Origin of the sequence: Pseudomonas asgharzadehiana (assembly GCF_019139815.1) — a bacterium.
GTDB lineage: Bacteria > Pseudomonadota > Gammaproteobacteria > Pseudomonadales > Pseudomonadaceae > Aquipseudomonas > Aquipseudomonas asgharzadehiana.
Genome location: NZ_CP077079.1, coordinates 4378472 through 4403167, shown reverse-complemented (window position 1 = coordinate 4403167; position 24696 = coordinate 4378472). Strand labels below are relative to the sequence as shown.

11 protein-coding genes are annotated in these 24696 nt (G+C 60.1%); 6 read left to right on the top strand and 5 right to left on the bottom strand.

The features are described 5' to 3' along the window. Positions 1-90 precede the first annotated feature (90 nt). Positions 91-2982 (top strand): RHS repeat-associated core domain-containing protein, encoded by a 2892-nt coding sequence (locus KSS96_RS19860; RefSeq protein ID WP_217855262.1) that lies wholly within the window; start codon positions 91-93, stop codon positions 2980-2982. Positions 2983-3042: 60 nt separating this feature from the next. Here KSS96_RS19860 and KSS96_RS19855 read toward each other — a convergent pair whose 3' ends face one another. Genes KSS96_RS19855 through KSS96_RS19845 form a run of 3 tightly spaced genes read right to left on the bottom strand, consistent with a single transcriptional unit; the run spans position 3043 to position 15249 of the window. Next, on the bottom strand, positions 3043-7599 hold the full coding sequence (locus tag KSS96_RS19855; RefSeq protein ID WP_068935600.1) for a SpvB/TcaC N-terminal domain-containing protein: 4557 nt from the start codon (positions 7597-7599) through the stop codon (positions 3043-3045). After that, positions 7596-12413 carry a Tc toxin subunit A-related protein gene (locus KSS96_RS19850; RefSeq protein ID WP_217855260.1) on the bottom strand — a complete coding sequence of 1606 codons (4818 nt, stop codon included), beginning with the start codon at positions 12411-12413 and terminating at the stop codon, positions 7596-7598. Before KSS96_RS19850 ends, KSS96_RS19855 begins: the two co-directional genes overlap by 4 nt. Before the next feature lie 49 nt (positions 12414-12462). Further along, the gene (locus KSS96_RS19845; protein WP_217855258.1) at positions 12463-15249 is read right to left on the bottom strand and encodes a Tc toxin subunit A; all 2787 of its coding nucleotides are present in this window, start codon (positions 15247-15249) and stop codon (positions 12463-12465) included. A gap of 224 nt (positions 15250-15473) precedes the next feature. Between KSS96_RS19845 and trhO the strand changes: the two genes are divergently transcribed. The 5 genes from trhO to KSS96_RS19820 all read left to right on the top strand — a co-directional run bounded on the left by trhO (position 15474) and on the right by KSS96_RS19820 (position 22234). Next, on the top strand, positions 15474-16415 hold the full coding sequence (gene trhO, locus KSS96_RS19840) for an oxygen-dependent tRNA uridine(34) hydroxylase TrhO (RefSeq protein ID WP_017527741.1): 942 nt from the start codon (positions 15474-15476) through the stop codon (positions 16413-16415). A gap of 3 nt (positions 16416-16418) precedes the next feature. Further along, a complete protein-coding gene (locus tag KSS96_RS19835; RefSeq protein WP_017527742.1) occupies positions 16419-17054 on the top strand; it encodes a DsbA family protein in 636 nt (211 codons plus the stop codon). Next, the gene (locus tag KSS96_RS19830; protein ID WP_017527743.1) at positions 17047-18849 is read left to right on the top strand and encodes an ABC transporter ATP-binding protein; all 1803 of its coding nucleotides are present in this window, start codon (positions 17047-17049) and stop codon (positions 18847-18849) included. The genes KSS96_RS19835 and KSS96_RS19830 overlap by 8 nt, the downstream gene beginning before the upstream one ends. A 71-nt stretch (positions 18850-18920) precedes the next feature. Then, positions 18921-21386, top strand: a complete 2466-nt coding sequence (locus tag KSS96_RS19825; protein ID WP_116077668.1) for an EAL domain-containing protein — start codon at positions 18921-18923, stop codon at positions 21384-21386. Between the two features lie 47 nt (positions 21387-21433). Next, the gene (locus tag KSS96_RS19820; protein WP_017527745.1) at positions 21434-22234 is read left to right on the top strand and encodes an iron-containing redox enzyme family protein; all 801 of its coding nucleotides are present in this window, start codon (positions 21434-21436) and stop codon (positions 22232-22234) included. A 21-nt stretch (positions 22235-22255) separates the two neighbouring features. Here the strand turns inward: KSS96_RS19820 and KSS96_RS19815 are convergent, their stop codons facing one another. Both KSS96_RS19815 and lldD read right to left on the bottom strand, forming a co-directional pair. Next, a complete protein-coding gene (locus KSS96_RS19815; protein ID WP_217855256.1) occupies positions 22256-23182 on the bottom strand; it encodes a GGDEF domain-containing protein in 927 nt (308 codons plus the stop codon). A 281-nt stretch (positions 23183-23463) separates the two neighbouring features. Continuing rightward, the gene (lldD, locus tag KSS96_RS19810; RefSeq protein ID WP_217855254.1) at positions 23464-24606 is read right to left on the bottom strand and encodes an FMN-dependent L-lactate dehydrogenase LldD; all 1143 of its coding nucleotides are present in this window, start codon (positions 24604-24606) and stop codon (positions 23464-23466) included. Positions 24607-24696 lie beyond the last annotated feature (90 nt).

Here is a 24696-nt window from a genome sequence, read left to right as displayed (position 1 = left end):
TGCCCACTTACAACACCGCCCAAAGCCGCCCTTGTGCCCATCCGCCATGTCTTCGCTTTGCGCACCTTTGGATTATTGAGGTTATGTGCCATGTCTTACGCCCAACACCAACACACCCCTACGCTGTCTGCCATTGACCCGCGCGGGTTACCGGTTCGCGGCGTGGCTTATCATCGCGAGACCGCGCGGGAGCGCCCCCAGCCACGTATCACCCGCCGAGTGTTCGGCGCCCAGGGGGCGTTGCACGAGCAGTGGGATTCGCGGCTGATCGCGCTGCAGGCGGCAGACCCAGCGGTTAAACCCAATGAGCGCGTGCAGTTGAGCCTTTCTGGAATGTTGCTGCGCATCGACCGCGTGGATGCCGGCTGGCAGTTGAGGCTGCCGGGAGCGGCTGGGCAATTGCTGGAGCAGTGGGACGCCCGCGGTGCTCATCAGCGTTATGAATACGACCGTCTGCTCCGTACCGTGGCGACGTTTGAACACGCCGCCGATCAGCCTGCCCCGCGTTGCGTCGAACGCCTGACCTATTCCCACGGCACCGCCACGCAGGGTGGCCTGCACGCCGGGCGCCTGGTGCGCCATGACGACACCGCCGGCACGCTGTTTTATGAGGCTTATGGCGTGCAGGGTCAGGTTGTGCGGCAAAGTCGAGCCTTTGCGCAACAACCGCAGATGCTCGATTGGCCTGAATCGCCAACGGCCCGTGAGCCGTTGCTGGAAGCGCAACGGTTTGTCACCACCTGGCACTATGCGGCGTCGGGCCAGCTGCTGGAGCAAGTCGACGCCAAGGGCAACCGCGCGCAGTCGCGCTATGGCCTGGAGGGGCAGCTCATGTCCGGCGCGGTGTTGCTTGCCGGCGGCCGTCGACAGGTGCTGGTGGAGCACTGTACCTACAACGCGGCGGGTCAATTGCTGTCGGAGCGAGCCGGTAACGGCGTCGTTACCTCGGCCGATTACGCTGAGGCGGATAACCGGTTGCAGCGTTTGCGGGTGCATCGCGCGGGTGGTCAGAACCCGTCACTGCAAGTCTTGAATTATGAATACGACGGTGTTGGCAACGTTGTGCGTATTCAGGACGCGGTGCAGCCGACGCGCTGGTTCAATAACGCGCACAGCGCCGCTGACGCGGTGTATGCCTATGACACGCTTTATCAACTGATCCGCGCCACGGGACGTGAACATGCACACGCCCTGGCGGGACAGGGGCCGGCGCCGATGGTGCTGTTCGGTGCCGTGGATGACAGCCAGTGGCGCGCCTACACCCAGCAGTACAGCTACGACGCGAGTGGCAATCTCAAGACCGTCCAACACCGGCCGGCCGTCGGCACGGGGTACACCCGCGACTTCACGGTTGGCCGCTACAGCAACCACGCTTGCCTGCAACCGACGGCGGTGGATGCGCCAGGCTTGGGCCGAGGTTTCGATGCATGTGGCAATCAGCTGGAGTTGGTGCAAGGGCAGGCCATGTCATGGAATGTGCGCAACCAGTTGACGCGGGTGACCCAAGTGCGGCGTGGCCAGGATGCCGACGACGATGACGAAACATACGGCTACGACGGCAGCGGCCAGCGCGTGTTCAAGCGCCGGCGCAGCCGCGGCCGGATGCGCACGTTCGTGCAAGAGGTGCGTTATTTGCCGGGGCTCGAAATCCGCAGCAATACGGCCACCGGGGAACAGTTGAATGTAATCACCGCGTCGCTGGGGCGTAGCCCCGCACGGATACTGCAATGGGAGGCAGGGCAACCCGAGGGGCTGGCGAACGAGCAGGTCCGCTTCAGCATCGGCGACCATTTGGCTAGCCGTTCGCTGGAACTGGATGGCCAGGCGCAATTGATCAGTCAGGAAGTGTTTTATCCGTTCGGTGGTACGGCCTGGTGGGCGGCCAGGAATGCCGTTGAAGCCAACTACAAAACCCTGCGCTATTCGGCTAAAGAGCGAGATGCCAGTGGGCTGTATTACTACGGGGCTCGGTATTACGCGCCTTGGTTGCAGCGCTGGATCAGCCCCGACCCGGCAGGCGCCGTTGATGGGCTGAATCTCTACGCCATGGTGGGCAATAACCCGGTGACGTTTGTTGATCGCGACGGCCTGCAAGGGCAGCGCGCAGCACCTGTGTCACCGCTAGCGCTGACCGCGGTGGCTGTTTTGATGATGCTTTTGGGGGTTATAGGCGGTGCGTTGATGGGACATGAAATGGCAGGCGCTTCTATCGGCGCATTGGTGGGGGCTGCTGTGGTGTATCGCCACCAACGACGCCCTCGAACCGAACCTGCTCAGATGACCGACAGCCAATATGGTGAACAGTTGACGAGCCTCGCCCTGCGGATGGCTGAGCATTACCGGTTGAGCAACGAAGAGGCTTCCAGGCTGCTGTCGCTTGCCTATGAACAGCGACGGGAAGTGGAAGGGGTCTCTTTCCTCGTTTCCTACGAACAAGACCTTATTTACGCGCATGCGGGCCCGTTTGCTGCAAAACCTCAAGCCGAGGCGCTGATCGCCCAGCACCGCAACCCCGCACCCGAGTTGGCTCGCATAGGCTGGGACACTCGCCAACTGCGCGGTCCAACCCGCTCGCAAACCCTGGAAAACGTACAAGCGTCCTCCGCTCCATCATTTGAAGTGGCGTCTACGTCCCATGCTTCCCGTGCACGCCGCCAGCGCAGGTCAGCGGTGGCCGAGGCGCATACGCCGGTTCAGCAAAGCCAGGCGGTAACAGCATCCGGCTTTGAGATCGACACGACGGCCGTGCAAGGAATAGACCCCCTGAGTACCCAGGGGCGCAGTATTGCTCTGGCGCTCAGCCACTTGCGCGAGGCGCGCTTTACTGCGGTTCATTGGCACCAGCATCGGGATCGACTGTGGTCCGTTGATTTGCATGGGTATCCCGGCGCGCGCGGGCGCGGTGCCTATCGGCTCATGCTGCAGCATATGGGCGGGCTGCATTATCGCGTTCAGGGGGTACGTGACCCCCACAGGCGTTGACTGCGGCCGTGGAGGCCAGGCCGTCACCGGCAACCGGTGACGGCCTTTTTTCGAGAGGCATCAGCGCAGCGGTGAATCCAGCGCAGGCTTTACCTCTTGGTAGGTATCGTTTTCATCCTCGCTCACCGTATACCAGGCCCAATACGTCATGCGGCGCATGAAACCGGCGGCGGTGAGTGTCCGTGTCGGGCGCCCAAGGGAATCGTAGAACTGCCGGTCGCTGTAGCCGAGTTCGCGCAGGGATTGATCATTGATGTAACCGTGCCTGTCGGCAAAGTAAGGGCGGTAGGTGCGAATGATCAGGCCTTGGTGGTTGAACTCGACCCGTTCGCTGACTCGCCAGCGAGGATCGGCCTGCACCTGGCGCAGCTGTTTTTTTACCGTGTTGGCATCAGCGTCAGGCGTTTCGTCGACCAGCAGGTTGCCTTGGGCGTCCACGGCGTTGGCCGGTCCTGGTTCGGTTTTTTGCTTGCTCTGCAGGGTGCGGCCAAAACCGTCCCAGTAGGTCAGGGTCATGCGCACCTGCTGTTCGGCATCGTCTGGGTAACGATCGGCCAGCAGCGTAAGCGCGTGTACCGGCGTTTGCCGGGCCGCGTCGATCAACACCTTGAGTTCTTTTTCGCTGTCGTTGAGCGGTCGACGAGTGTCTTTCAGACGTGAGCGTGCAAGGGGCCGAATATGCCCAGTGGGCAGAACATAACCACGGGTCACCCAGTCTTTTTTTACCTGGTCTTTATTGATCGCGCCCATCCAGCTGAAGGGGGCGTAGCAGTGAGCGCCGGCCATGTTCCGCAACACGGTCTTGCTGTTTTCAATGGCAAAGGCAGGCGTTGTATCGTCGGCCCGGGTGTCGTCGGCCAACGCTGAGAAGCCCACTCTGAGCCCCTGCTCATGACCGTAAAAGGTATGGGCGAGTAGCTGTCCAAACCCGTCATACCGTGCCTCTTGAACAGTGCCATTGGGGTCGACGATTTTGGTCGGCAGCAGCGACCCATAGTCATATTCGGCGGTGGTCAAACAACCATCGGGCAGTTTTACCTGGGTGACCTGAAGCCAATAAGGGTCGTAAGTAATGCTTGTTCTGCCATGCGCCTGGGTCGCTTGCAGCGCTTTGAGCCGGTAGAACTGTGTGGCATTTCCATACTGTGGGAAATAGCGTCGGATCGACCACAGGTTGCCGGCCTCGCCCGCGAACGAAAAAAACCGCTCCATGGTGTGGTAACCGCTGTCCTTGAGCTTTTGCGTCAACTCAACCGTGGGTTGGTTCGGCATCACCGGTATGTCTTCATAGATACCCAGCGCCTTTTCATCCAGCTCTGCCGCTTCAAGATAATCGGTCAGGGCCTGCGGGGTCGCGACGCCTGGCGCGAGGGTTTCCCCATGGCCGCCGGCTTCCCGGTAACGTTGCACCGTCAAGCCGCTCAGTTCGCGCGCGGCACCTGCGGCCAAGGGGCCGTTTTTCAGGTCGATGAGGGTTTCATGGCTGATCTGCTCCAGGCTTAACCCACCCGCCGCAGGGGCCTTGCCCAGTACCAGCGCGTTGCTGCGCTGGCGATACGGCAGGGCCAGGCGCTGCGGCCGCGCGTTATCCAGATGAATGTAGTGCGCCAACGTCTCGCTCAGGTAATAGGACTGTTGCGCGCTGTCATGGGTGTCGCGCCACCATTGCCGTTGAGGGTCGTCGGTGAGCACGGCGGGTGGCGCGTCCTCGGCGGTGGTCCGGCGCGCGTAGTGTACCGTCACGCCATGCACCAGGCAGCCATAGGCGTCCCGGCGCAGGTTGATCTGGTGCCGGCACACAGGATCGTCCGCTACGCCTTCATATTGATAACTGATCGATTCCAGCGGCAGTAACAGCAGCCTGGCATCGCGCGCGTGCGTGCTGATGGGGGCCAGTTCGCGAACCTGATAACGATGCACCTGCACTGAATAGGGCGGCCGGTGTGGCGCGGTATCCACGGCCACCACTTCGCTGCGTAAAACCATCCCGCTGAGTGCGCGCGCGGCCTGACGCAACAGCGCGGGCGCGGGCGCATGGATCACCTCATCGTGATGGCCGATGGGATCGGCCGGGTCGACGGCCCGGTGTTTGCTGAGCAACGTGGGGCCCAATGCCTTGGCTTGCCGGTCATGCGCGCTGGCGCCGCGGGTCGGCATGTCCAGCTGTTGCCCGGTATGGAACCAGGTTTTGTGCACCACCGGTGCGCTGAAACCGGCCGCGTCTGGGGGGTTACCGTCGGCCTCGGTGTCGGTTTGCAGCAGTAGGCCAAAGCCGCGAAATTCAAGGTCTTCGCGGTCGTAGTAGGCGCAGCGGTAACGCAGGTGATGGGTAAGCCGGTTGCCGGTAATTTCGTCTTGTTGGGTATGCGCGCGCACCACGTGGATCGCAAAGGGCAAATGGCTGATGGCGGGCTGGCCGGCGGCCTTGAGTTCGTGTTTTTCATCCAGCCACTCTTGGGCGCTGCTGCGGTACTGGATGGAGGCTTGGGCGCCCATGTTGTTAGAGGTTTTGATCAGCAGGCAGGGCTTGTTGTTGAAAAAGTCATAGCGCCAGTGAATGGGCGACTGGTGGGCGGCGCTCAGGATCAGGCTCGGGCAGCCCAGGCCTTGCACATCGACCAGGCTGACCTGGCAGTGATCGTCATGCACGATGCCCTTGGGCCAGGGCACCTTGACCGGCTCCGTCTCGAAGCCGTTGCCGCCGTTGTTGAGGAAAACCAGCAGGTGTTCGGGGCTCGGGTACAGTAAGTCCGTGGCACCGCTGCCCGCCAGATCGGCGAGCAGCACATTGCTTGCCTTGAACGTACGGTAAGAGAACGGCAGCGTGGCCAGTACAAAACCCTTGGCGAAACGCCCCCGGCCCAGGTTTGGCCAGCATTTCACTTCGTTGTGACGGATGCGCACCAAGTGCTGTTGCCCGCTGGCGAGGACGTCGCTGAAGGCCACCAGTTCGTCAGGTGAGGACGAGAGCGTCGGCAAGCTGTCGTCGTCCAAGTGAAGGACTTCGGTGGCCGGCGCGAAGCCGGATTTTCTGCGGTTGGCATACAGGCGCACGCTGCGGGGGCCGATCATGGCGAAATCACTGCGTCCGGCGCCCATCAAGTCAGCCAGCGCGCCCCGGGGATGGAAAAACTCCGATGGGAACGCATCGAATGGGGTAAATGCCGACCAGTTGCGCTGTTCGTCCAGGGCGAAAAAACCACTCATTCCAGGCTGGGCGACGATCCAGTCCAAGCGGCCGTCGCCCTCAAGGTCGGCCAGTGCCTGGTGGATGGGGCGGCTGCTGTCAGCGACCGGCACTCGCGCCAGCGCTTGGGCGATGCCGTACGTCACTTCGTCACCGGTAGGTGCGGCGGGTGCCCTGAGCGGCTCTCGGTAGTACCAACTTTTGTCGCTGCGGTAGAGGATCCCCGGGATCCCTTCGCCATACAGATCGACCAATTGGTAGCGATTGCCATCGTTGAGTCCCGCCATCGCACCAAGCGGTTGGTAACGGCTCTGATCCGTCCTGAGCCGGCTCGATTCATAGGCACATTCCAGCGGTGGGCGGCTCACGCATTGGCCCGCGCTGTCGAAGGCCTGCTCATGCACGGCGCCCAACAGATTGACCTTGCCGATGAGGTGGTATTCCAGCAACAGGCGCCTGACCAGCACCGGTTCGGCAGCCATTTTGGGCTCATCGGGAAAGTGGTGAAACATCAGGATCTGCCGGCACAGGCGCAGGGTGCGTAACTCAAAACCGAAGGAAAAGTCCGAGCTGGCGTCAGGTCGTATGCGCCAGGCGCGGGTGGGTTCATAGGTCGTCGGCTTGGACCATTGGATGGCGCGCTCGTCGTAATCGAACAGCAATTGAAAGTGCCAGCCCATAGCCGGCTTCTCGTCGGTATGCCACAGGTACAGGTGTTCTTGTTTCCTGGCCGTGAAGTTGCCGTAGCAGATGCGTTCCAGGTAGTGCTGGGCACGGCAATCGCGTGGGTAGCGCGAGGTGTCGGTTTCTGGCGTGTAGTGATAGTAAATATGCTCGCCGTGGGCATTCAGGCTTTCCTGCAACAACCATTGCGCCACGTGCTGTGGTTCGTCCGGGTCGGCAATGCGCGCCAGCGCGGTTTTGCCATAGAAATGCTGGCTGCCGTCAGCGCCGTGTATCAGCCAGAAGCCTGCGGTATCGGTTGCTGATCGCCAATGCTCGATGATGTCGAAGCTGCTTTCGACTCGCGCAAAGTAGCGAACCACACGATAGGCCGTGCCCGCTACCGTGGACGGGCGGTCGAGCGTCGCGCCTTGAGCGTCGCGCTCGGGCAACCAGGTTTGCGCGTCGGGCCCGATGAACTCGTCGTGTTCCGTGTAGGCAGGCACGCCATGGGCCGTGCGTCGGCGGATGGCGCTCAGGTTGATCGTCCACCCCAAGCCGAAGGGGCCGTTTCCCGCCGTGCTGTGGTAACTCAGCGTCATGGCCGGCGCATACCCCCTGGCGGGAGAAATCGGTAAGGCAATCTCAAAGGTCGCCGTACCGCTGATGCCGACGTTGGCCCAGCCCTTGCCGGTGCCTTGAATGGCGCCGCCGCCTTTGGGCAGCGTGGGTGGGTTGATCTGCAGGTCAGGCGTATCGTTGCTCATACCTGGGCCCCCGCTGCGGGCTTGACCCGCGCGGTGTAGCGCAGGTGAATGACAATGTCGTTGATCGATTCCAGGATGGCTTTTTGCATGTCGTGATTGGGAAACGTCAGGGTCCATTCGGAAATGGCGCCCGTGTACTCGAACGGCAAGTAGCGCTCGTGACTGTCGAACGTGAGCGCAAACAGGCCGTTGTCATCCAAACCGGTGGACAGCGCGATTTGCTGATGGGCGCGCTTATCCTTGATCGAGGTACCGTTGGGCAATTCGATCTCGTGGCTGGTCTGGGTCAGTATCGCCTTGATGTCTTCATACGCGCCCAGTGTCGCCGGCAACGACACGCTGATGCCTTTGATGCGCCGCAGGATGTGGTTGGGGTAGTCCTCTTCGAAGAGCGTTTGGGGCAATTTGAAGCAAAGCGCGCCATCGCTGACCAGTTGTTTTTTCAAGTGGGCCCACCGCGCCGGAGTGTCGGCTTGAGCGGTCTCACTGAGTTCGGAGGTGTTGGTCGGGACAAGGGGTTGGACGTTGCAGTCGAGCACGCGATGTCGCAGAGACAGGGTCTTGACGATTTCCAGATCGCGAACATTGGTTTGCAGGTACGCGTCGTTCATTTTCAGCAGCGACAGCTTCAGGGCTTCGCCCGCGAGGTAACCGCGGTAACGGGTGTTCCAGGCCCCTGTTTGGATAAATGAGCGGTTGTCGGCCATTTCGTATTGCCAGCTCGCTTCGGCTGCCCGGCACAGGCCCAGGCTCAGGTCGTAGGCCTGGTAGAAGAACTGGCCGAGCTGAGCATTGAGCCAATCGTAGAGCTGGGCGTTGGCGAAGCGTTTGATCAGCAATTGATAGCTCGACCAGGCCTGGGCGAGGGTCGTCTGCGCCAGGCGCAATTGCAGGCGCGTGGCCTTTTCCTGCTCGGCATAGGCTTGCAACTGGGCATCGACCTGGGCCAGTTCGAATCGGGCCTGTTCCTGGGCATGGGCCCACTCTTGTGCGCGACGCTTGAATTGTTCGGTACGGTCCAGGTCCGACGCGGTGCTGCGCAGGGCTGTCGCGGCCCCTTGGGCCAGTGCTTGTGCGGCATGGAATGGGCCTTCCCAGCGCGAACCACCGACCGACGTGCCGACGATGTTCGGCGCCATCATCGCAATGCCGGCCCCGGCGCCCGCGACCGCGCCTGCGGCATCGAACACATTACTGGCCAGGTAAAGCTGCCCCGCCTTGGTTTCGTGGTGGCTGACACCCTCGGTGAGCAGATGCTGGTAATAGCCCAGCCGGGCTTCGATGATCTGTCGGCTGATAGACAGCGCCTGGCGGTTTTTCTCGTCGATCAACAACGCCTGGGTGTGTTGCATGACCACGATATTGGCCAGGTCCCAGGCTTGTTGATGTTGCAGTTCCAGGTATTCGGCCTGGTCCTTGCGCTCATTGAGCGTCAGCAGCGTATTGCCGAATTGGATCACTGCGTCGGTGGCCGCCAGGGCATGGCCGAGCATGATCTGGAAACGATAGTGGCCAACCTGCGCAGAGGGAAAGGCCGCCGCGCCCACTGCCGGGACGAGGCCGTCTTTGACCTGGCTGGCCAACAGCGTTGGCGCTGCCAATGGCGCGCCGTACAACGCCAGCTGCAGCGGTTTGCCGGTGATGTCGAGGTTGTGCCGCAGGTTATGCAGGCGGCTTTCGAGTTTGTCCCAGCGCGCCACGAGGTCGGTGTTGAACGGCAGGCAGAGCTTGTCGGTGGGGGCCGGCAGCGCGCGTGCGGCGTCGTCGACCGGTCTGTCCATATCGATTGACGGTGTCGACCATTCCAATTCGCGTAGCGCCTGCGAAGGGGTTGTGACCAACGTACGCAGCGTGATGCTGGCCCAGGGCTCGGTAGTGGTGATGGTGGGGCGTGCGCCCAGCAGCCGATTGACCCGCGTGTACCAGAGTTTGGCCTGTGTCAGGCTGTCGGGCGTCAGCTGTCGGTAGGCGGCATCGCCACGGTTGATCAGGATATCGAGGAAAAACAGGTACACCGCCTTGCGAAAGTACAGGGGAGTACGAATCGCCAGTTCGTGCGGGTCGTGTGAGATTGCGCCAGGCACGGCCTCCCGCCGGGCCAGTTCGTTGAAGCCCCAGTAGGCCGGGCGGCCGATGGCGGCGTCGGCTGCGCGTGCGGGGTCGAAGATGTAAGTGAGCCAGGCTTGGGCTTCTTCGTGTTGCTGCTCCTGATCCAGGCGGTGAGCGACCAGCCAGGGCAGGTACAGAAACAATTCCCAGAAGTACTGGCCGTAAGCCCCTTGAAAGTCGATAGCCTCGGCCACTTGTTTTTCCGCCAGGGGAGGCTCTTGCCAGTGTTGCGGGGTTAACGAAAACACCTGTTCCAGGCCTGTATTGGCGGCCTTGACCAGCTTGTCGGCAACGCAGGTGTTCATACGAAGGGTCTTGGGCGTATCGCTGGCCGCGTTGGGCGTGCTGCCCGAGAAATCAATGAATTGGGCGGTGCCGAGCGGGAGCGACGTGTAGGTGTTGATACGCGGGGCAAGTTGTTGGAGGGCCGCGGATATCGTGGAGACGGCGGTTGATTTCAGTTCAACCGCTTTCAGGGCACAGCCAAGCGTCTGGGTGCGGTTCTCGTTAATCTCAAGCGTCAACACCCCATGGATAAGCGTAACGCCCGCTTTCAACATTTCGGCTGTCATCGGAATGCGGGCGGTGACTTTATGCCCGATCGACAATTCGGGGCTGGAGCCGACGAGGCTGGTATGGGCGGTGTCCTGCAAGTTGAGGATTCGGGCCGAGCCTTCGTTGATATGCTCTACAAGGGGGTATTCGGCAAAGTTGGAACGCATGACGACATGCTTATACACGCGGTATTTCTCGATTTTTGCGTCGCAGCGAATAAGCGATAGCGCATTCGTTCCGTGAAGTGCGACCAGGCCGCTGGGCAGGGTGGCCGTGGTGAAGCGGTTGGTCAGGACGTCGAACGTGTGATGGGTGTTTTGATACAGGTGTATGAAAGCGCTCCTGTCGATGAACTTACCTTCCAGCGATATAGCCTCTTCGCCATCCGGTGTCGGCTTGATCAAGCGCGACTCGTCATCGTGGATGCAGTTGATGAACTCTTCGTGAGTAACCCCATCTCTGAGGAAGATGGCATAGAAGCCCGCTTTGTAATTTGAGTACGCATCGGTGAAGCGCGAACCGGCACTGAGTTTTAGTTGGGGGGTAGTGGCATCGCCCAGCGTTTCAGTGGTCAGGGTTAACGTGTAATCCCCTTTCTTTATGGTGACCGTGTAAGGGTGCTGAAATGTGCCATTGAGGGTGGAAGTGAATACCAGCTCCTGAGTGTCTGGGTCGAAACTCGATGAGTTGTATTTGGCCTCTTCAATGGATGTTTTATTGCCCAGATAGTCCCAGTTTGTATAGTTCGGCTCCAGGGTGGCCTGGGTGATTGAGTGTTTGGTTGAAGGGGAAAATTTGAACTGGAGATTGCCTTGGTTTGTATGCCCGAACAGCGTGAAGTGCTGTCGAGAAGTGCCGAGCAATAATTCGTTGTAATACTCTTCATGTTCCGGGTCGTTGCCGGCGAGGGCCTGTTTGACTTGTTGCTGCTGGGACGGCTGAAAGTACTTCAATAATTCATGTATTTCTTCGGATAACTCCGAGCCCTGTGGCACTTTGTATCGCCCAGGCGTGCCGCCGTCGGCGATTTTTATCATATTGAAGTGGGGGTCTACCTCTACGGCCTGGAAAAATTTGCCACTGAAGGGTTCCTGTTGTTTCGGATCGGTCGTATGCAAGCCTAAAAACAGCCGAGCCGGCGTATTCGAGGAAGCGGCATCCACGATCGCCACGGTGTGCGTGAGGGATTTGATCGCGGCAAGGTCAACCCCATTGATTTCCTGCGCTGCACAGTACTCCTCAATACAGGTCTGGGCCGCGCTCCAGCTGTCATTGTGTTTTTTATAAGAAAAATTAAGACGGAATTTAGGAAAGTGACTGTCCGCCCATTCGTTGAGGCGTTGTTTAGTGTCCGGTTTCGCTGGCGTGGTTTTGAAGGCGCTGGTCGGCGCGGGTTTACTGCATTCGGCCCAGACTAAAAACAGCCGGTTATTAAAAAATACCGGGCGAATACTTGCCTCGATGGTGTCTTCGGAGAGTGTCAGGTTGATCTTTTTCCACGCCGACCAAGCGTCTGGAAAAAGCCGCTCGCCGGAGCGTCTGGAGAGGTCAAGGCTGCGCCAGTAATAGGTATTCTCGGAGCTGGACTTGCCAACGAAGTAATAGGTGCTGCGGTACAGCGCAGTGGTGTTGCCGTCGATATAGCCGTTGAGCGTACGGATATTGGCGATTTCTTCGAAACGCGCCAGGTAACTCTGTACCGCCGTCACGACGCTGTCTGATTGCACTCGATACTGGCTCAGCTCGTTTTCCAACTGCTGGAAACTATCGGTTTTATTGCGACGCAGCGTCGGGTCCAGGTAGTTGGCCGGGTGGTAACGCAATTGCTGGCTGGCGCTCCAGACCGGGTAAGTGTGCAGTTGCTCACGCCAAAGCCGGTCATGCTGCGCGCTCATCCCCTGGTTTTCGTAACCCGCTTCCAGGCCCAGTTGAATGCGCGTGATGTATTGCTGAAGGCTGGCAATGGCGCAGGCCACGGGGCTGGTCGGTACCGCTCGGCTGACTTGAACGTCGAGCAGCCAGTATTCGTAGAGGTCATCGGCGTTGCTGAGCTTGTCTTTGAGTGAGGCAGGTACTTTGTGGGCCAGGTAGTACGCGAGCATCGCGTCGCGCAGGCGTTCATCGGGGTGTTGATTGAACAGGTGAGACATGATCAGTCCTTGAACAGGTCGAAAGGGGCGGTGGTGAAGGTGCGGCTATTTATTGATCAGTACGCGCGAGCGCCTCGCTGACGACCTTCCATTCCTCCAGCGTCGAGGTGCTTTGCAATTGGCAGGCGCGCAGGAGCATGCCGGCCGACAGTTGGGTGTCGAGACTTGCCTGGTGGCAGCGCAGCACCCAGTCCAGACGGCTCATTGAGGTAATACGGGGAGGGCTTAAATGGTGGCTCAGCACTTCGATTTCTTCAGTGCGCCAGCCCAATAGTTGCGCGAGGTGCTCATCGGTTTCATGACGGCTGGTCAGCGAGACATCGTTGGGTGGGCGATTGGCATAATCGAAGTAGTCGAATAATTGTTGTTCCGACAGGTTGTAGCGGTCGATGCAGTGTTTGAACCGTTGCAGCAGGTAGAGGGTGTTCAGAGACAATTCCAGCAGTGAAAACGTTGGATATGCCTGATCAAGCCAGTGCGGTTTGGCCAGGAATTGATGCAGCGCCTGCTGGCTGATCGACAGTTGCAACAGCTCGGTGGCGTTGGGCAGCAACAGGATCAGGTAACCCAGGGTTTGCAGAGGCGCGGCTGATGGGGTGAGGGGCATGTACAACCGGGAGAGCGCGCTATGGCACTCATATTTCAGGCGCAGCTCGGATTCGCCGGCGGGTTGGGGTTGAGCGTTAATGAGGGGGCGCAGGCGAAGGTAGAGTTCCCATAACTCGCCGATAGTCTTGACCAGTTCGGGGAGTAGTTTTTCCTTCGCTTGCTCAATGAAATGCTTCTGACGGTCATGTTGAACGCTGATAGGGCAGGTGCCGAGGGCTTCGTCGAGCGCCTGCTCCACAGTGCCTGTGAAACGCGCCCGCGACATGGCGCTGTGAATGATTGACTGCCAGTTAATCGCTGTCAGCCGCGGTGTCTCGTCGTAGGGTTGTTGCGGAAGCGTCAGCTTGTTCACTCGATCTGTCAGGGCGTTTTGGTCGTAGTCGGCGAACCTCTTCAGCAGTGCGTTAACCGCCGAGTCAGTGCTCGCCAGCCCTTGCAACCATTGGCGACGCAACCACGATGGGCCAGTGCCCTGGGCCTTGAGCCATTGGCTGGCCCAGTCCAGTTGCATCAGTAGATCCAGGAAGTCAGGCAACCCCTGTGGTGCGGCGCGCAAATTCGGGTTGAGCAGTTGTGGCTGGAGTTGCAGCAGGTTGGCCAGTTGCTGGCATTCCAGGACGGACAGGCCAAACAGACGGGCAATGCGTGCTTGCCTGTAGATTTTGCTGAGGGTGAGGATGTTGCGTTCTGCAAAGGTGTTTGTGCTGATCAGCAACCCCAGCGAGTCGGGTGTGTCTTGCAGGCCAAGGGCGGCGCTGAGTTGTTGCCGGGTGTTCATATCGAATGGCCTGTTATCCAGGCGCAGTGGCGGCGAGTCGGTGCGGTTGAACACCTGATCGAACAGCGACAGATCTTGGCCCGAGCCGTGAACGGGCATTTGATGGACCAGCGCGGCAAACTCTTCGGCGTGTAACCCGTAGCGTTTATTCAGGTAGCGATAGACGCCCAGTGCGCGCAGGGTGTTGTGGTTGATCATCAGCAGCGTGCTATTGGTGCTGTTCTCGCCGCGCATGACGCTGACGATCAGCGTGTCCAAGTGCGCAAACGGGATATCGAGCCAGCGCTGCAAGCGGACCATGCGCTGCAAACGGTCAAAACGTTCAAGCGACACGTTTGACAGTTTGTCCGGCGCTTGCGCGTCCAGGCTGATGGGGGAATGCCCTGGCGCGTTGACGTAGCAGGCGCCATAGGTAAGGCCGGTGTCTTGCAGGCAGTTGGGCGATTTGCTGGGTTGATGGGCCTGTTGCGCAAGCAGCGCCTGAAGCTGTTCGGCGTCCAGCTGAGTATGTTGCAGAAAATCCGCGATCTTTTCCGGCGCGCCCACATCAGCGTTGTAATACGTTCGATAGAAGTCAGCGGCGCCGTGGGTGTGGGCCAATGGGCTTTTGAGCATGTTCTGCTGTTCGGGGCTTAACCCGCTGAGTAAGCACTGCACCTCATCATTAGGGGCGGTGACGAGTCCGTAGACGCTGGAGTTGCCTGCTATGGGCAGCTTGCGGCTGATGCGATAACTGAGCTCCCCCAGCGCGGGTTTTGCCCCAGAGAGCGCGTAGTGGCAGGTGTAATGGTAGACGTTGAACGGCAGGGAGTAGGGGTACCACGTGTCGCTCAATAAGGCATAGGTATCGGTTGTTGGCGTGTCCGCGATATTGCTTAGCAGGGTGTGGTTGATGATCGACAACATGGGCTGTTGTTCCGACACGCTGCGCGAGTCGATCAGCAGGCCCTTCAGGTCGGGGCGGCGCTCGGTCAGCTTGGTGGCGCTGGGCCCCAGGGCGTTTTTTTCCAGTTGCTCGGCGAATAGATAGAGTTCGCGCAGGTAAGCGGCCGGCGAATCGACCGCGGCAATGGATGTGCTGGCGCAGAACTGATCCCAGTTTTCTTCGAACAGGGCTTTATAGGTGGCACCTGCTGCGCTTTTGGCTGCGCCGATGCGCCGTTTGTGGCGCAGCGACGAAGCGTCCGAGCCGACCTGGTTTTCGCGAAATACCCCTTCCAGTTGGGCGACTGCACTCTGGGCCTTGAGGTATATCGATTGGGCGTCGTCGTCGTTATATGCAGCCAGTTGCCTGGCGAATTGCTTTTCGGATAACCGCACGATGTCGAACACCGAATGGATGTTCAAGCGTTGCAAGGCGGTCTTCAGGTCGTCCCGGCCCGGCGCGGGAGGGTTTGCGTGGTCGATCAGTCGAGTCAGTAAAGGGCTGCTGTCGGCGTCCATATCCATACGTTTCCTTGGGCTTCGCCGGTGAGTCGGCGGGTAGCGGGAAACGCTATCACGTAGGTCCCCAAGGTTCAGGTCAGCCATGTCGCGATGGGCGTGGGGAAATATCACTGGCTGCGTGTCGATGGCGCCGGGGTTTTGTTAAACTGCGCGCCGCACGGCTGCGGCCGGCGATTTTTTGCATCCGGTTCACCCCTTACGAGGGTAGCCACCTGGAGAGAACACCCATGACCCAACCCATCGTCGTGGCGGCACTGTACAAGTTCGTCACCCTCGAAGATTACGTCGCCCTGCGCGAGCCATTGCTGCAGGCGATGGTCGACAACGGCATCAAAGGCACCTTGCTGATCGCCGAAGAAGGCATCAACGGCACTGTTTCCGGCAGCCGCGAAGGCATTGATGGCCTGATGGCCTGGCTGAAGAACGACCCACGCATGGTCGACATCGACCACAAGGAATCGTACTGCGACGACCAGCCGTTCTACCGCACCAAGGTCAAGCTCAAGAAAGAGATCGTGACCCTGGGCGTCGAAGGCGTGGACCCGAACAAAAAGGTCGGCACCTATGTCGACCCAAAAGACTGGAACGCGCTGATCAGCGACCCTGAAGTGCTGTTGATCGACACCCGCAACGACTACGAAGTGTCGATTGGCACCTTTGAAGGCGCAATCGACCCGAAAACCACCAGTTTTCGCGAATTTCCCGACTACATCAAAGCCAACTTCGACCCGGCCAAGCACAAGAAAGTCGCCATGTTCTGCACCGGCGGCATTCGTTGCGAGAAAGCCTCGAGCTACATGCTCAGCGAAGGCTTCGATGAGGTGTATCACCTCAAGGGCGGCATCCTCAAATACCTTGAGGAAGTGCCTCAGGAAGAGACCAAATGGCAGGGCGACTGCTTTGTTTTCGACAATCGCGTGACCGTGCGCCACGACCTCAGCGAAGGCGACTACGATCAATGTCATGCCTGTCGCACACCGGTGAGCGTGGAAGACCGTGCATCCGAGCACTACGTGGCCGGCATCAGTTGCCCGCATTGCTGGGATAAGCTGCCGGAGAAAACCCGTCGTAGCGCCATCGACCGGCAGAAGCAGATAGAGCTGGCCAAGGCCCGCAACATGCCGCACCCGATTGGCTTCAACTATAAGCAAACCCCTTCCGAGGTCTGACCCATGTCCGCGCGCCTGCTCTACGTAATGGACCCGATGTGTTCCTGGTGCTGGGGCTTTGCCCCGGTGGCGACGGCCTTGGTGGAGCAGGCCCGGGCGGTCGGCGTGGACGTGCACCTGGTGGTGGGCGGCTTGCGCACCGGCAGCGGCGCGGCGCTGGAACCGACCACCCGGCGCTACATCCTTGAGCACTGGCAGGCCGTCACCGAGGCTACCGGCCAGCCGTTCAAGCGCGAGGGGGCGCTGCCGGACGGTTTTGTCTATGACACCGAGCCTGCGTGCCGCGCCATCGTCACCGCGCGCAGCCTGGCGCCGGATTGCGCCTGGACGCTGTTGGGGCTGATCCAGCAGGCGTTTTATGTCGAGGGCCGCGACGTGACCCTCGCCAGCGTGCTGGTGGAGTTGGCTGAGCAGGCGGGCATACCGCGCATCGAATTTGCCGGCGAGTTCGACCGCGCCGAGCAGCACGCCGCCACGGCTGCCGATTTCACCTGGGTGCAGGATCTGGGCATCGCCGGGTTCCCGACCCTGCTCGCCGAACGCAAGGGCCAGTTGGCCTTGCTGACCAACGGTTACCAGCCGCTGTCCGAGTTGTCGCCTTTGTTGGGCCGATGGCTGGAGCGAGCCGCCTGTGTATGACCCCAATACACGCACCGATCGCCTGACCTGGGCGGAAATTCGCCGCCTGGCCCTGCGTCACAAGAAATCCCTGTGGGCCGCCAATGGCGTTGCCGTGTTGGCGACCCTGTGCAGCGTGCCCATCCCCTTGCTGTTGCCGTTGCTGGTGGACGAAGTGTTGTTGGGCCATGGCGATGCGGCGCTCAAGGTGATGAACCACGCGCTGCCCCTGGTTTGGCAGAAAGCCGCCGGGTATATCGGCCTGATGCTGCTGGTGACCCTGCTGCTGCGCTGCGGCGCGCTGGTGTTCAACGTGTTACAGGCGCGGCTGTTCGCGCGCCTGGCCAAGGACATCGTGTACCGCATCCGCGTGCGCCTGATCGAGCGCCTCAAGCGTATCTCGCTGGGTGAATACGAAAGCCTGGGCAGCGGAACGGTCACCACGCACTTGGTGACCGACCTGGACACCCTGGATAAATTCGTCGGCGAAACCCTCAGCCGTTTCCTGGTCGCCATGCTGACCCTGGTCGGCACCTCGGCGATCCTGGTGTGGATGCACTGGCAATTGGCATTGCTGATCCTGCTGTTCAACCCGTTGGTAATCTACGCCACGGTGCAGTTGGGCAAGCGCGTCAAACACCTCAAGAAACTGGAAAACGACAGCACCTCGCGGTTTACCCAGGCCCTGACCGAAACCCTCGACGCCATCCAGGAAGTGCGCGCCGGCAACCGCCAGGGCTTTTTCCTCGGGCGCCTGGGCCAGCGCGCCCAGGAAGTGCGTGACTATGCGATCCATTCCCAGTGGAAAACCGACGCGTCCAGCCGTGCCAGCGGGCTGCTGTTCCAGTTCGGTATCGACATTTTTCGCGCGGCGGCGATGCTTACCGTGCTGTTTTCCGACCTGTCCATCGGCCAGATGCTCGCGGTGTTCAGCTACCTGTGGTTCATGATCGGCCCGGTGGAGCAACTGCTTAACCTGCAATATGCCTACTACGCGGCGGGCGGCGCGCTGAGCCGTATCAACGAGCTGCTGGCGCGTGCCGATGAGCCGCAATACGTCGGCGGCGAAGACCCGTTCACCGGGCATGAGACCGTCGGCATCGAGGTGCGCGGCCTCAATTTCGGCTATGGGGAAGAGCGGGTGCTCAACCAGTTGAACCTGCAGATTGCGCCTGGCGAAAAAGTCGCGATTGTCGGCGCCAGCGGCGGTGGCAAGAGCACGCTGGTGCAATTGTTGCTCGGGCTGTACACGCCCCAGGCGGGGAGTATCCGTTTTGGCGGTGCCACCCAGCAGGAGATTGGCCTGGAGACCATTCGCGAGCATGTCGCGGTGGTGCTGCAACACCCGGCGCTGTTTAACGACACCGTGCGCGCCAACCTGACCATGGGCCGCGAACGCAGTGACCAGGCCTGCTGGCAGGCGCTGGAAATCGCCCAACTGGATGCCACCGTCAAGGCATTGCCGCTGGGGTTGGACAGCGTGGTGGGGCGTTCCGGCGTGCGCTTCTCCGGCGGGCAGCGCCAGCGCCTGGCGATTGCGCGCATGGTGCTGGCCGAGCCCAAGGTGGTGATACTCGATGAAGCCACGTCTGCGCTGGACGCCGCCACCGAGTACAACCTGCACCAGGCCCTGGCGCGGTTTCTGAATGGGCGTACTACACTGATCATCGCCCACCGTTTGTCGGCGGTAAAACAGGCAGATCGAGTGTTGGTGTTTGACGGCGGTCATATCGCTGAGGATGGCGATCATCAGCAATTGATTGCCGATGGCGGGCTTTACGCCAAACTTTATGGACACTTGCAACAAGTGCGTTGATTTAGCCTAGTCTGTGCTATCGGAAGCGGGTGTTTGCGTGCGTATCCAGCAGTGCATATGCAAGGGACTTCATGAAGCAAAAGCGGACTCTCGGAACGCCTCGGCTGTTGGGCATTGTCTGGCCTTTTATAGCCGTCGTCCTGTTCCAGGCATTGTTGGGTTGCGTCAGTCTCTACGTGCTTTCTGCGGTGCGTGGTTATGTGGGCGGCGAGAGCTTGTGGTCCAAGGGCCAGAAGGACGCTATCTATTACCTGACGCTTTACGCCGATAACCGCGACGCAGCCACCTACCTCAAATACCAGCAGGCCATCGCCGTGCCCCAGGGCGGGCATGAATTGCGCATTGCCCTGGACCGCCCCAGCCCTGACCTCGCCGCCGCGCGCCAAGGCATCCTCAAGGGCGGCAACCATGCCGATGACGTCTCCAGCCTGATCTGGCTGTACCTTAATTTTCGTCATTTCAGCTACCTGGAAAAAGCCATCGAACTGTGGACCGTCGGTGATGGTTACCTGGTGCAATTGGATGACCTCGCCCGCCAGATGCACGACGCGATCAGCCGCGACCAGGTCAGTGCCAACGATGTGCGCGAATGGAAGGCGCATATCACCGCCATCAACGAGGGCGTGACGCCGGCCGCCAAAGCCTTCAGCGATGCGTTGGGCGAAGGCTCGCGCATGATCCTGCGGTTGCTGCTGATCACCAACCTGGCCACGGCCCTGGGCCTGATCGTACTGGCGCTGCTGCGCACGCATAAACTGTTGGCGCAGCGCCATGCCTTTGCTGATGCCCTGCGAGAAGAGAAGGAGCGGGCGCAAATTACCCTGGAGTCGATTGGCGACGGCGTGATCACCACCGACGTCGATGGCGCCATCACCTATATGAACCCCGCCGCCGAAGCGCTGACCCACTGGAACTCGGCCCAGGCCCAAGGCCTGCCCCTGGCGGCGCTGTTCAGCTTGCTGGATGACGATGCCCAGCCCGACGGGTTTACCCTGATCGAACACATCGTCAAGGGCCAGTTGCGGGGCGGCAGCGAGCATGCCAAGACCATCCAGCGCCTGGATGGCAGCACGGTGTCGGTCACTCTGGTGGGCGCGCCGATCCGCAGCGCCGGCAGGGTCAGCGGTGCGGTGCTGGTGCTGCACGACATGACCCAGGAGCGTCAATATATTGCCAACCTGTCGTGGCAGGCGACGCACGATGCCTTGACGGGGCTGGCCAACCGTCGTGAATTCGAGTATCGCCTGGAACAGGTACTGCACCCGGCCGGGGGGCAGCAGGGCGGGCGGCATGCGCTGATGTTCCTGGATCTGGACCAGTTCAAGCTGGTCAATGACACCTGCGGCCATGCCGCTGGCGATGAGTTGCTGCGACACATCTGTGCGTTGCTGCAATCGGACCTGCGTGAGGGCGACACGCTGGCGCGTCTGGGCGGCGATGAGTTCGGCATCCTGTTGGAAAACTGTCCGGCGTCGGCGGCGGAAAAAATCGCCGAGAGCCTTCGCCATACTGTGCAAAATCTGCATTTTGTGTGGAAGGGCCGGCCGTTCATGACCACCGTGAGCATTGGCCTAGTGCATCTGTCATCCCATACGCCGACCACGCTGGAAACCTCGCTACGGGCTGCCGACATGGCCTGCTATATGGCCAAGGAGAAGGGGCGCAACCGCGTGCAGGTCTACCATGCCGATGATTCGGAGCTGTCGCTGCGCTTTGGCGAAATGGCCTGGGTGCAGCGTTTGCACATGGCGTTGGAGGAAAACCGCTTTTGCCTGTACGCCCAGGAAATTTCACCCCTGGGTGCTACCGACGCCGGCAATGGGCATATCGAAATCCTGCTGCGCCTGCATGATGAAGCGGGCCGCATCATCCTTCCCGATAGTTTTATTCCTGCGGCCGAACGTTATGGCTTGATGACTTCCCTGGATCGCTGGGTGGTGGAAAACGTATTCAAGATCATCGCTCGTTGCATGCTCGAGCGTCCGGCCCGGCCTATGGCTATATGTGCGATTAATCTGTCAGGCATAACTATTGGAGACGACGAATTTTTAGGATTTTTACGTGAGAAATTCGAGACTTACCGCATTCCCCCAGAAATGATTTGTTTTGAAATAACTGAAACCAGCGCGATCGCAAACTTGGGTAGCGCGATTCGATTTATTAATGAACTCAAAGCCTTAGGCTGCCATTTTTCACTTGATGATTTTTGCGCCGGAATGTCCTCGTTCGCGTATTTGAAACATTTACCTGTAGACTTCCTGAAGATCGATGGAAGTTTCGTAAAGGATATGCTGGACGACCCGATTAACCGCGCCATGGTCGAAGTGATCAACCACATCGGCCACGTCATGGGTAAGCGCACAATTGCCGAGTTTGTTGAAACACCGCAAATCGAAAAGGCTCTGCTCGAAATTGGTGTGGATTACGCTCAGGGTTACCTGATTGAACGACCGCAATTGTTTACCTTTGATAGCTTGCAGTGTCGACCTGCGCGGCCGCAGCCTGTGTTATTCAAGGCGCCCGGCACATTCCGCTGAAACAACTGCTGGTCTGTACAACATCACACTTAAAAAGGAGCCTTACAGTGATCGACACATTCAACCGAACCGGTCCGCTTATGGAAGCCTCAAGTTACCCCGCCTGGGCACAGCAATTGATCCTGGACTGTAGCGAGAGCAAGCGCCGCGTTGTCGAACACGAACTGTACCAGCGCATGCGCGATAACACGCTCAGCGCCAAGACCCTGCGCCACTACTTGATCGGTGGTTGGCCCGTCGTGGAACAGTTTGCTTTGTACATGGCACAGAACCTCACCAAAACCAAGTTTGCCCGTCATCCTGGTGAGGATATGGCGCGACGTTGGCTGATGCGCAATATTCGGGTGGAACTGAACCATGCCGACTATTGGGTGCATTGGGCGCGCGCCCACGGTGTCAGCCTTGAAGAGCTGCAAGCGCAGAACGTACCGCCGGAGTTGCATGCACTGAGCCATTGGTGCTGGCACACCAGCTCGGCCGATTCGTTGATCGTGGCGATTGCCGCCACCAACTACGCGATCGAGGGGGCGACAGGGGAGTGGTCCGCAGTGGTGTGTTCCACCGGTGTGTATGCGGCAGCCTTTCCCGAGGAAGACCGCAAGCGTGCGATGAAGTGGCTGAAGATGCACGCGCAGTACGACGACGCGCACCCTTGGGAGGCTCTGGAAATCATCTGCACCCTGGCCGGGATGAACCCGAGCAGGGCCTTGCAGGTAGAGCTGCGCCAAGCCGTGTGCAAGAGCTACGACTACATGTACCTGTTCTTGGAAAGCTGCATGCGCCTGGAGAAGGAGAAAGCGCCGGCGGTGGTGCGCGAGCGCCAGATGCGCGTCGCCAGCGAAGCGTGACGTAAAAGGGATGGCGGGGTTTTACCCCGCCATTGCCAAGCGGTTGCGACCTTCGCGCTTGGCCACATACAACGCGCTGTCGGCCCGGCGCAACAGGCTTTCTGCCGACTCGGCGGCCAGCAACGTCGAGCAACCCAGGCTCACCGTCAATTCAATCCGCGCACCTTCCGCCCAATAGTCCTGGGCCTGTGCCGCCTGGCGCAGACGTTCTCCAACCATCCTGGCCGCATCCCGCCCGGTGTTGGACAGCAGGATCAGAAACTCTTCCCCGCCAAACCGGAACACCATGTCGACGTTGCGCAACTGGCTCTTGATCGCCGCCGCGATAGTGCGCAAGACGTTGTCGCCGGCCGCGTGGCCGTGGGTATCGTTGATGGTTTTGAAATGGTCGATGTCCAGCATCAGCACGGAGAGCGGGCTCAGATGCCGACGCGCCATATCGATTTCGCGCTGCAGCGTCTGGTCCATGGCAATACGATTGCCCGTTTCGGTCAAGGGATCACGCAGGGCACTGCGGGTGGCGGCTCGGTAGAGCAGGGCATTGCGCATCGGGTAGAGCAGCGTCGACAGCAGGGATTCGAGCTGGCCGAGTTCCTCTTCCGTCAGGCGTTGGTTGCGGCGAAACACCAGTTCGCCCAAATGCTCGCCTTCGTGGCTCAGGCCGTAGCTCACCGAATGGTGGCCGCGATGGCCGAACTCCAGGCGCAGGTCGCTGGCTTCGTGCCGGTAGTGCAGGGCGTCCAAGGGGACCAGGCGTTGAACCTCGCGAAAAAACGCGCCGAGGACACGCTCCACTTCCAGGCTGGTTTGCAGTTGCTGCACCAGTTGCTGGCGAAGCTGCACGATGGTCGCGGGGCGACGGGGCAGGGCGGTGGGGTGGCCAAACCCAAGGCGTTGCAATTTGGCACTGTCGAAGTCGATTGCGTGGGTCTGGGTCGGTGTTTTCATCAGCAATCGGCCTCTAAGTACTTAACTGTCTTACAGGCTTGATGAGCGCGGCGAGTGCCAAGCGTATTACTGTTCCTTCAGTTCCGTAAAACATTGGAAACAGTTTAGTCCGCTTTGCCAGGGCGTATAACCCTTGGGCCCTGCCGCACGTCTTGTCATTGCGTGACCTGCTTGAAAATTAATAGAGCGATATTCATGCCAATAGTTACAGATTAATAAATATCCTTATAAATCAACGACCGTTTTCCGGCTGGAAAACAGTCGTCGGGGTATGACGCCGGTTATTTGGCTGCTTGAACCAATGTGTTGGCGTCAATCTGCTCAATCGACGTCACGCCGGTCAATGTCATTGCCACGCGCATCTCCCTGGCGAAGATATCCAACAGGTTTTCCACCCCGTGCCGGCCATCTGCGGCCAACGCATAGGCGGTCGCGCGGCCCAGCAGGCAGGCTTTGGCGCCCAGGGCGAGCATGCGCACCACATCCAGCCCGGAACGGATGCCGGAGTCCACCAGCACCGTCAGGTCCTCGCCCACCGCGTCGGCAATCGGTGGCAGGGCTTTGGCGGTAGACAGCACGCCATCGAGCTGACGGCCGCCGTGATTGGACACCACGATGGCATCGGCGCCGAAACTGACCGCGTCCTTGGCGTCCTGAGGGTCGAGGATGCCCTTGATGATCATCGGGCCCTTCCAGAATTCGCGGATCCATTCCAGGTCTTTCCAACTGATCGACGGGTCGAAGTTGTTGGCCAGCCAGCCGATGTAGTCTTCCAGGTGCGTGGGTTTACCCAGGTACTTGGAGATATTGCCCAAGTCGTGGGGGCGGCCCATCAAGCCCACATCGAACGCCCACTGCGGCTTGGTGACGGCTTGCAGCATGCGCCGCTGCGCCGCAAACGGCCCGGACATGCCCGAGTGGGCATCGCGATAGCGCGCGCCCGGTGTCGGCATGTCCACAGTAAACACCAGCGTGGTCACCCCGGCTGCCTGGGCGCGCTCCAGCGCATTGCGCATAAAACCACGGTCTTTGAGCACATACAGCTGGAACCAGATCGACCGCGGGCTTTGCGACGTCACCTCTTCGATTGAACACACCGACACCGTCGACAGGCAGAACGGGATGCCTTTATTGGCCGCTGCCTGGGCCGCTTGCACTTCGCCGCGTCGCGCATACATACCGGTCAAGCCCACGGGGCTGAGGATGACCGGCATGTCCAGTTCCTCGCCCAGCAGCGTGGTCTTCAGGCTCAGGTTGTCGACATTGCGCAGGATGCGTTGGCGCAGGCTGATATCCGCCAGGTCCGAGCTGTTGGCGCGCAGCGTATGTTCGGCGTAGGCGCCACCGTCAATGTAGTCAAACAGAAAGCGCGGCAGCTTGCGCTTGGCGGCGGCGCGGTAGTCTGAGGCGGACGAAATGATCATGCACGGGATCTCGGCAGGGCAGGGTGGCTCCAAGATAAGCAAACATCTGTCATGATAAAAGCAACTTTTATCGCTAGTTGCCAGTCGCTA

Bases quoted from the DNA above. Each gene is read 5' to 3' on its own strand.
- KSS96_RS19860 (WP_217855262.1), top strand. From the start codon at position 91: ATGTCTTACGCCCAACACCAACACACCCCTACGCTGTCTGCCATTGAC.
- KSS96_RS19855 (WP_068935600.1), bottom strand. From the start codon at position 7,599: ATGAGCAACGATACGCCTGACCTGCAGATCAACCCACCCACGCTGCCC.
- KSS96_RS19850 (WP_217855260.1), bottom strand. From the start codon at position 12,413: ATGTCTCACCTGTTCAATCAACACCCCGATGAACGCCTGCGCGACGCG.
- KSS96_RS19845 (WP_217855258.1), bottom strand. From the start codon at position 15,249: ATGGATATGGACGCCGACAGCAGCCCTTTACTGACTCGACTGATCGAC.
- trhO (WP_017527741.1), top strand. From the start codon at position 15,474: ATGACCCAACCCATCGTCGTGGCGGCACTGTACAAGTTCGTCACCCTC.
- KSS96_RS19835 (WP_017527742.1), top strand. From the start codon at position 16,419: ATGTCCGCGCGCCTGCTCTACGTAATGGACCCGATGTGTTCCTGGTGC.
- KSS96_RS19825 (WP_116077668.1), top strand. From the start codon at position 18,921: ATGAAGCAAAAGCGGACTCTCGGAACGCCTCGGCTGTTGGGCATTGTC.
- KSS96_RS19815 (WP_217855256.1), bottom strand. From the start codon at position 23,182: ATGAAAACACCGACCCAGACCCACGCAATCGACTTCGACAGTGCCAAA.
- lldD (WP_217855254.1), bottom strand. From the start codon at position 24,606: ATGATCATTTCGTCCGCCTCAGACTACCGCGCCGCCGCCAAGCGCAAG.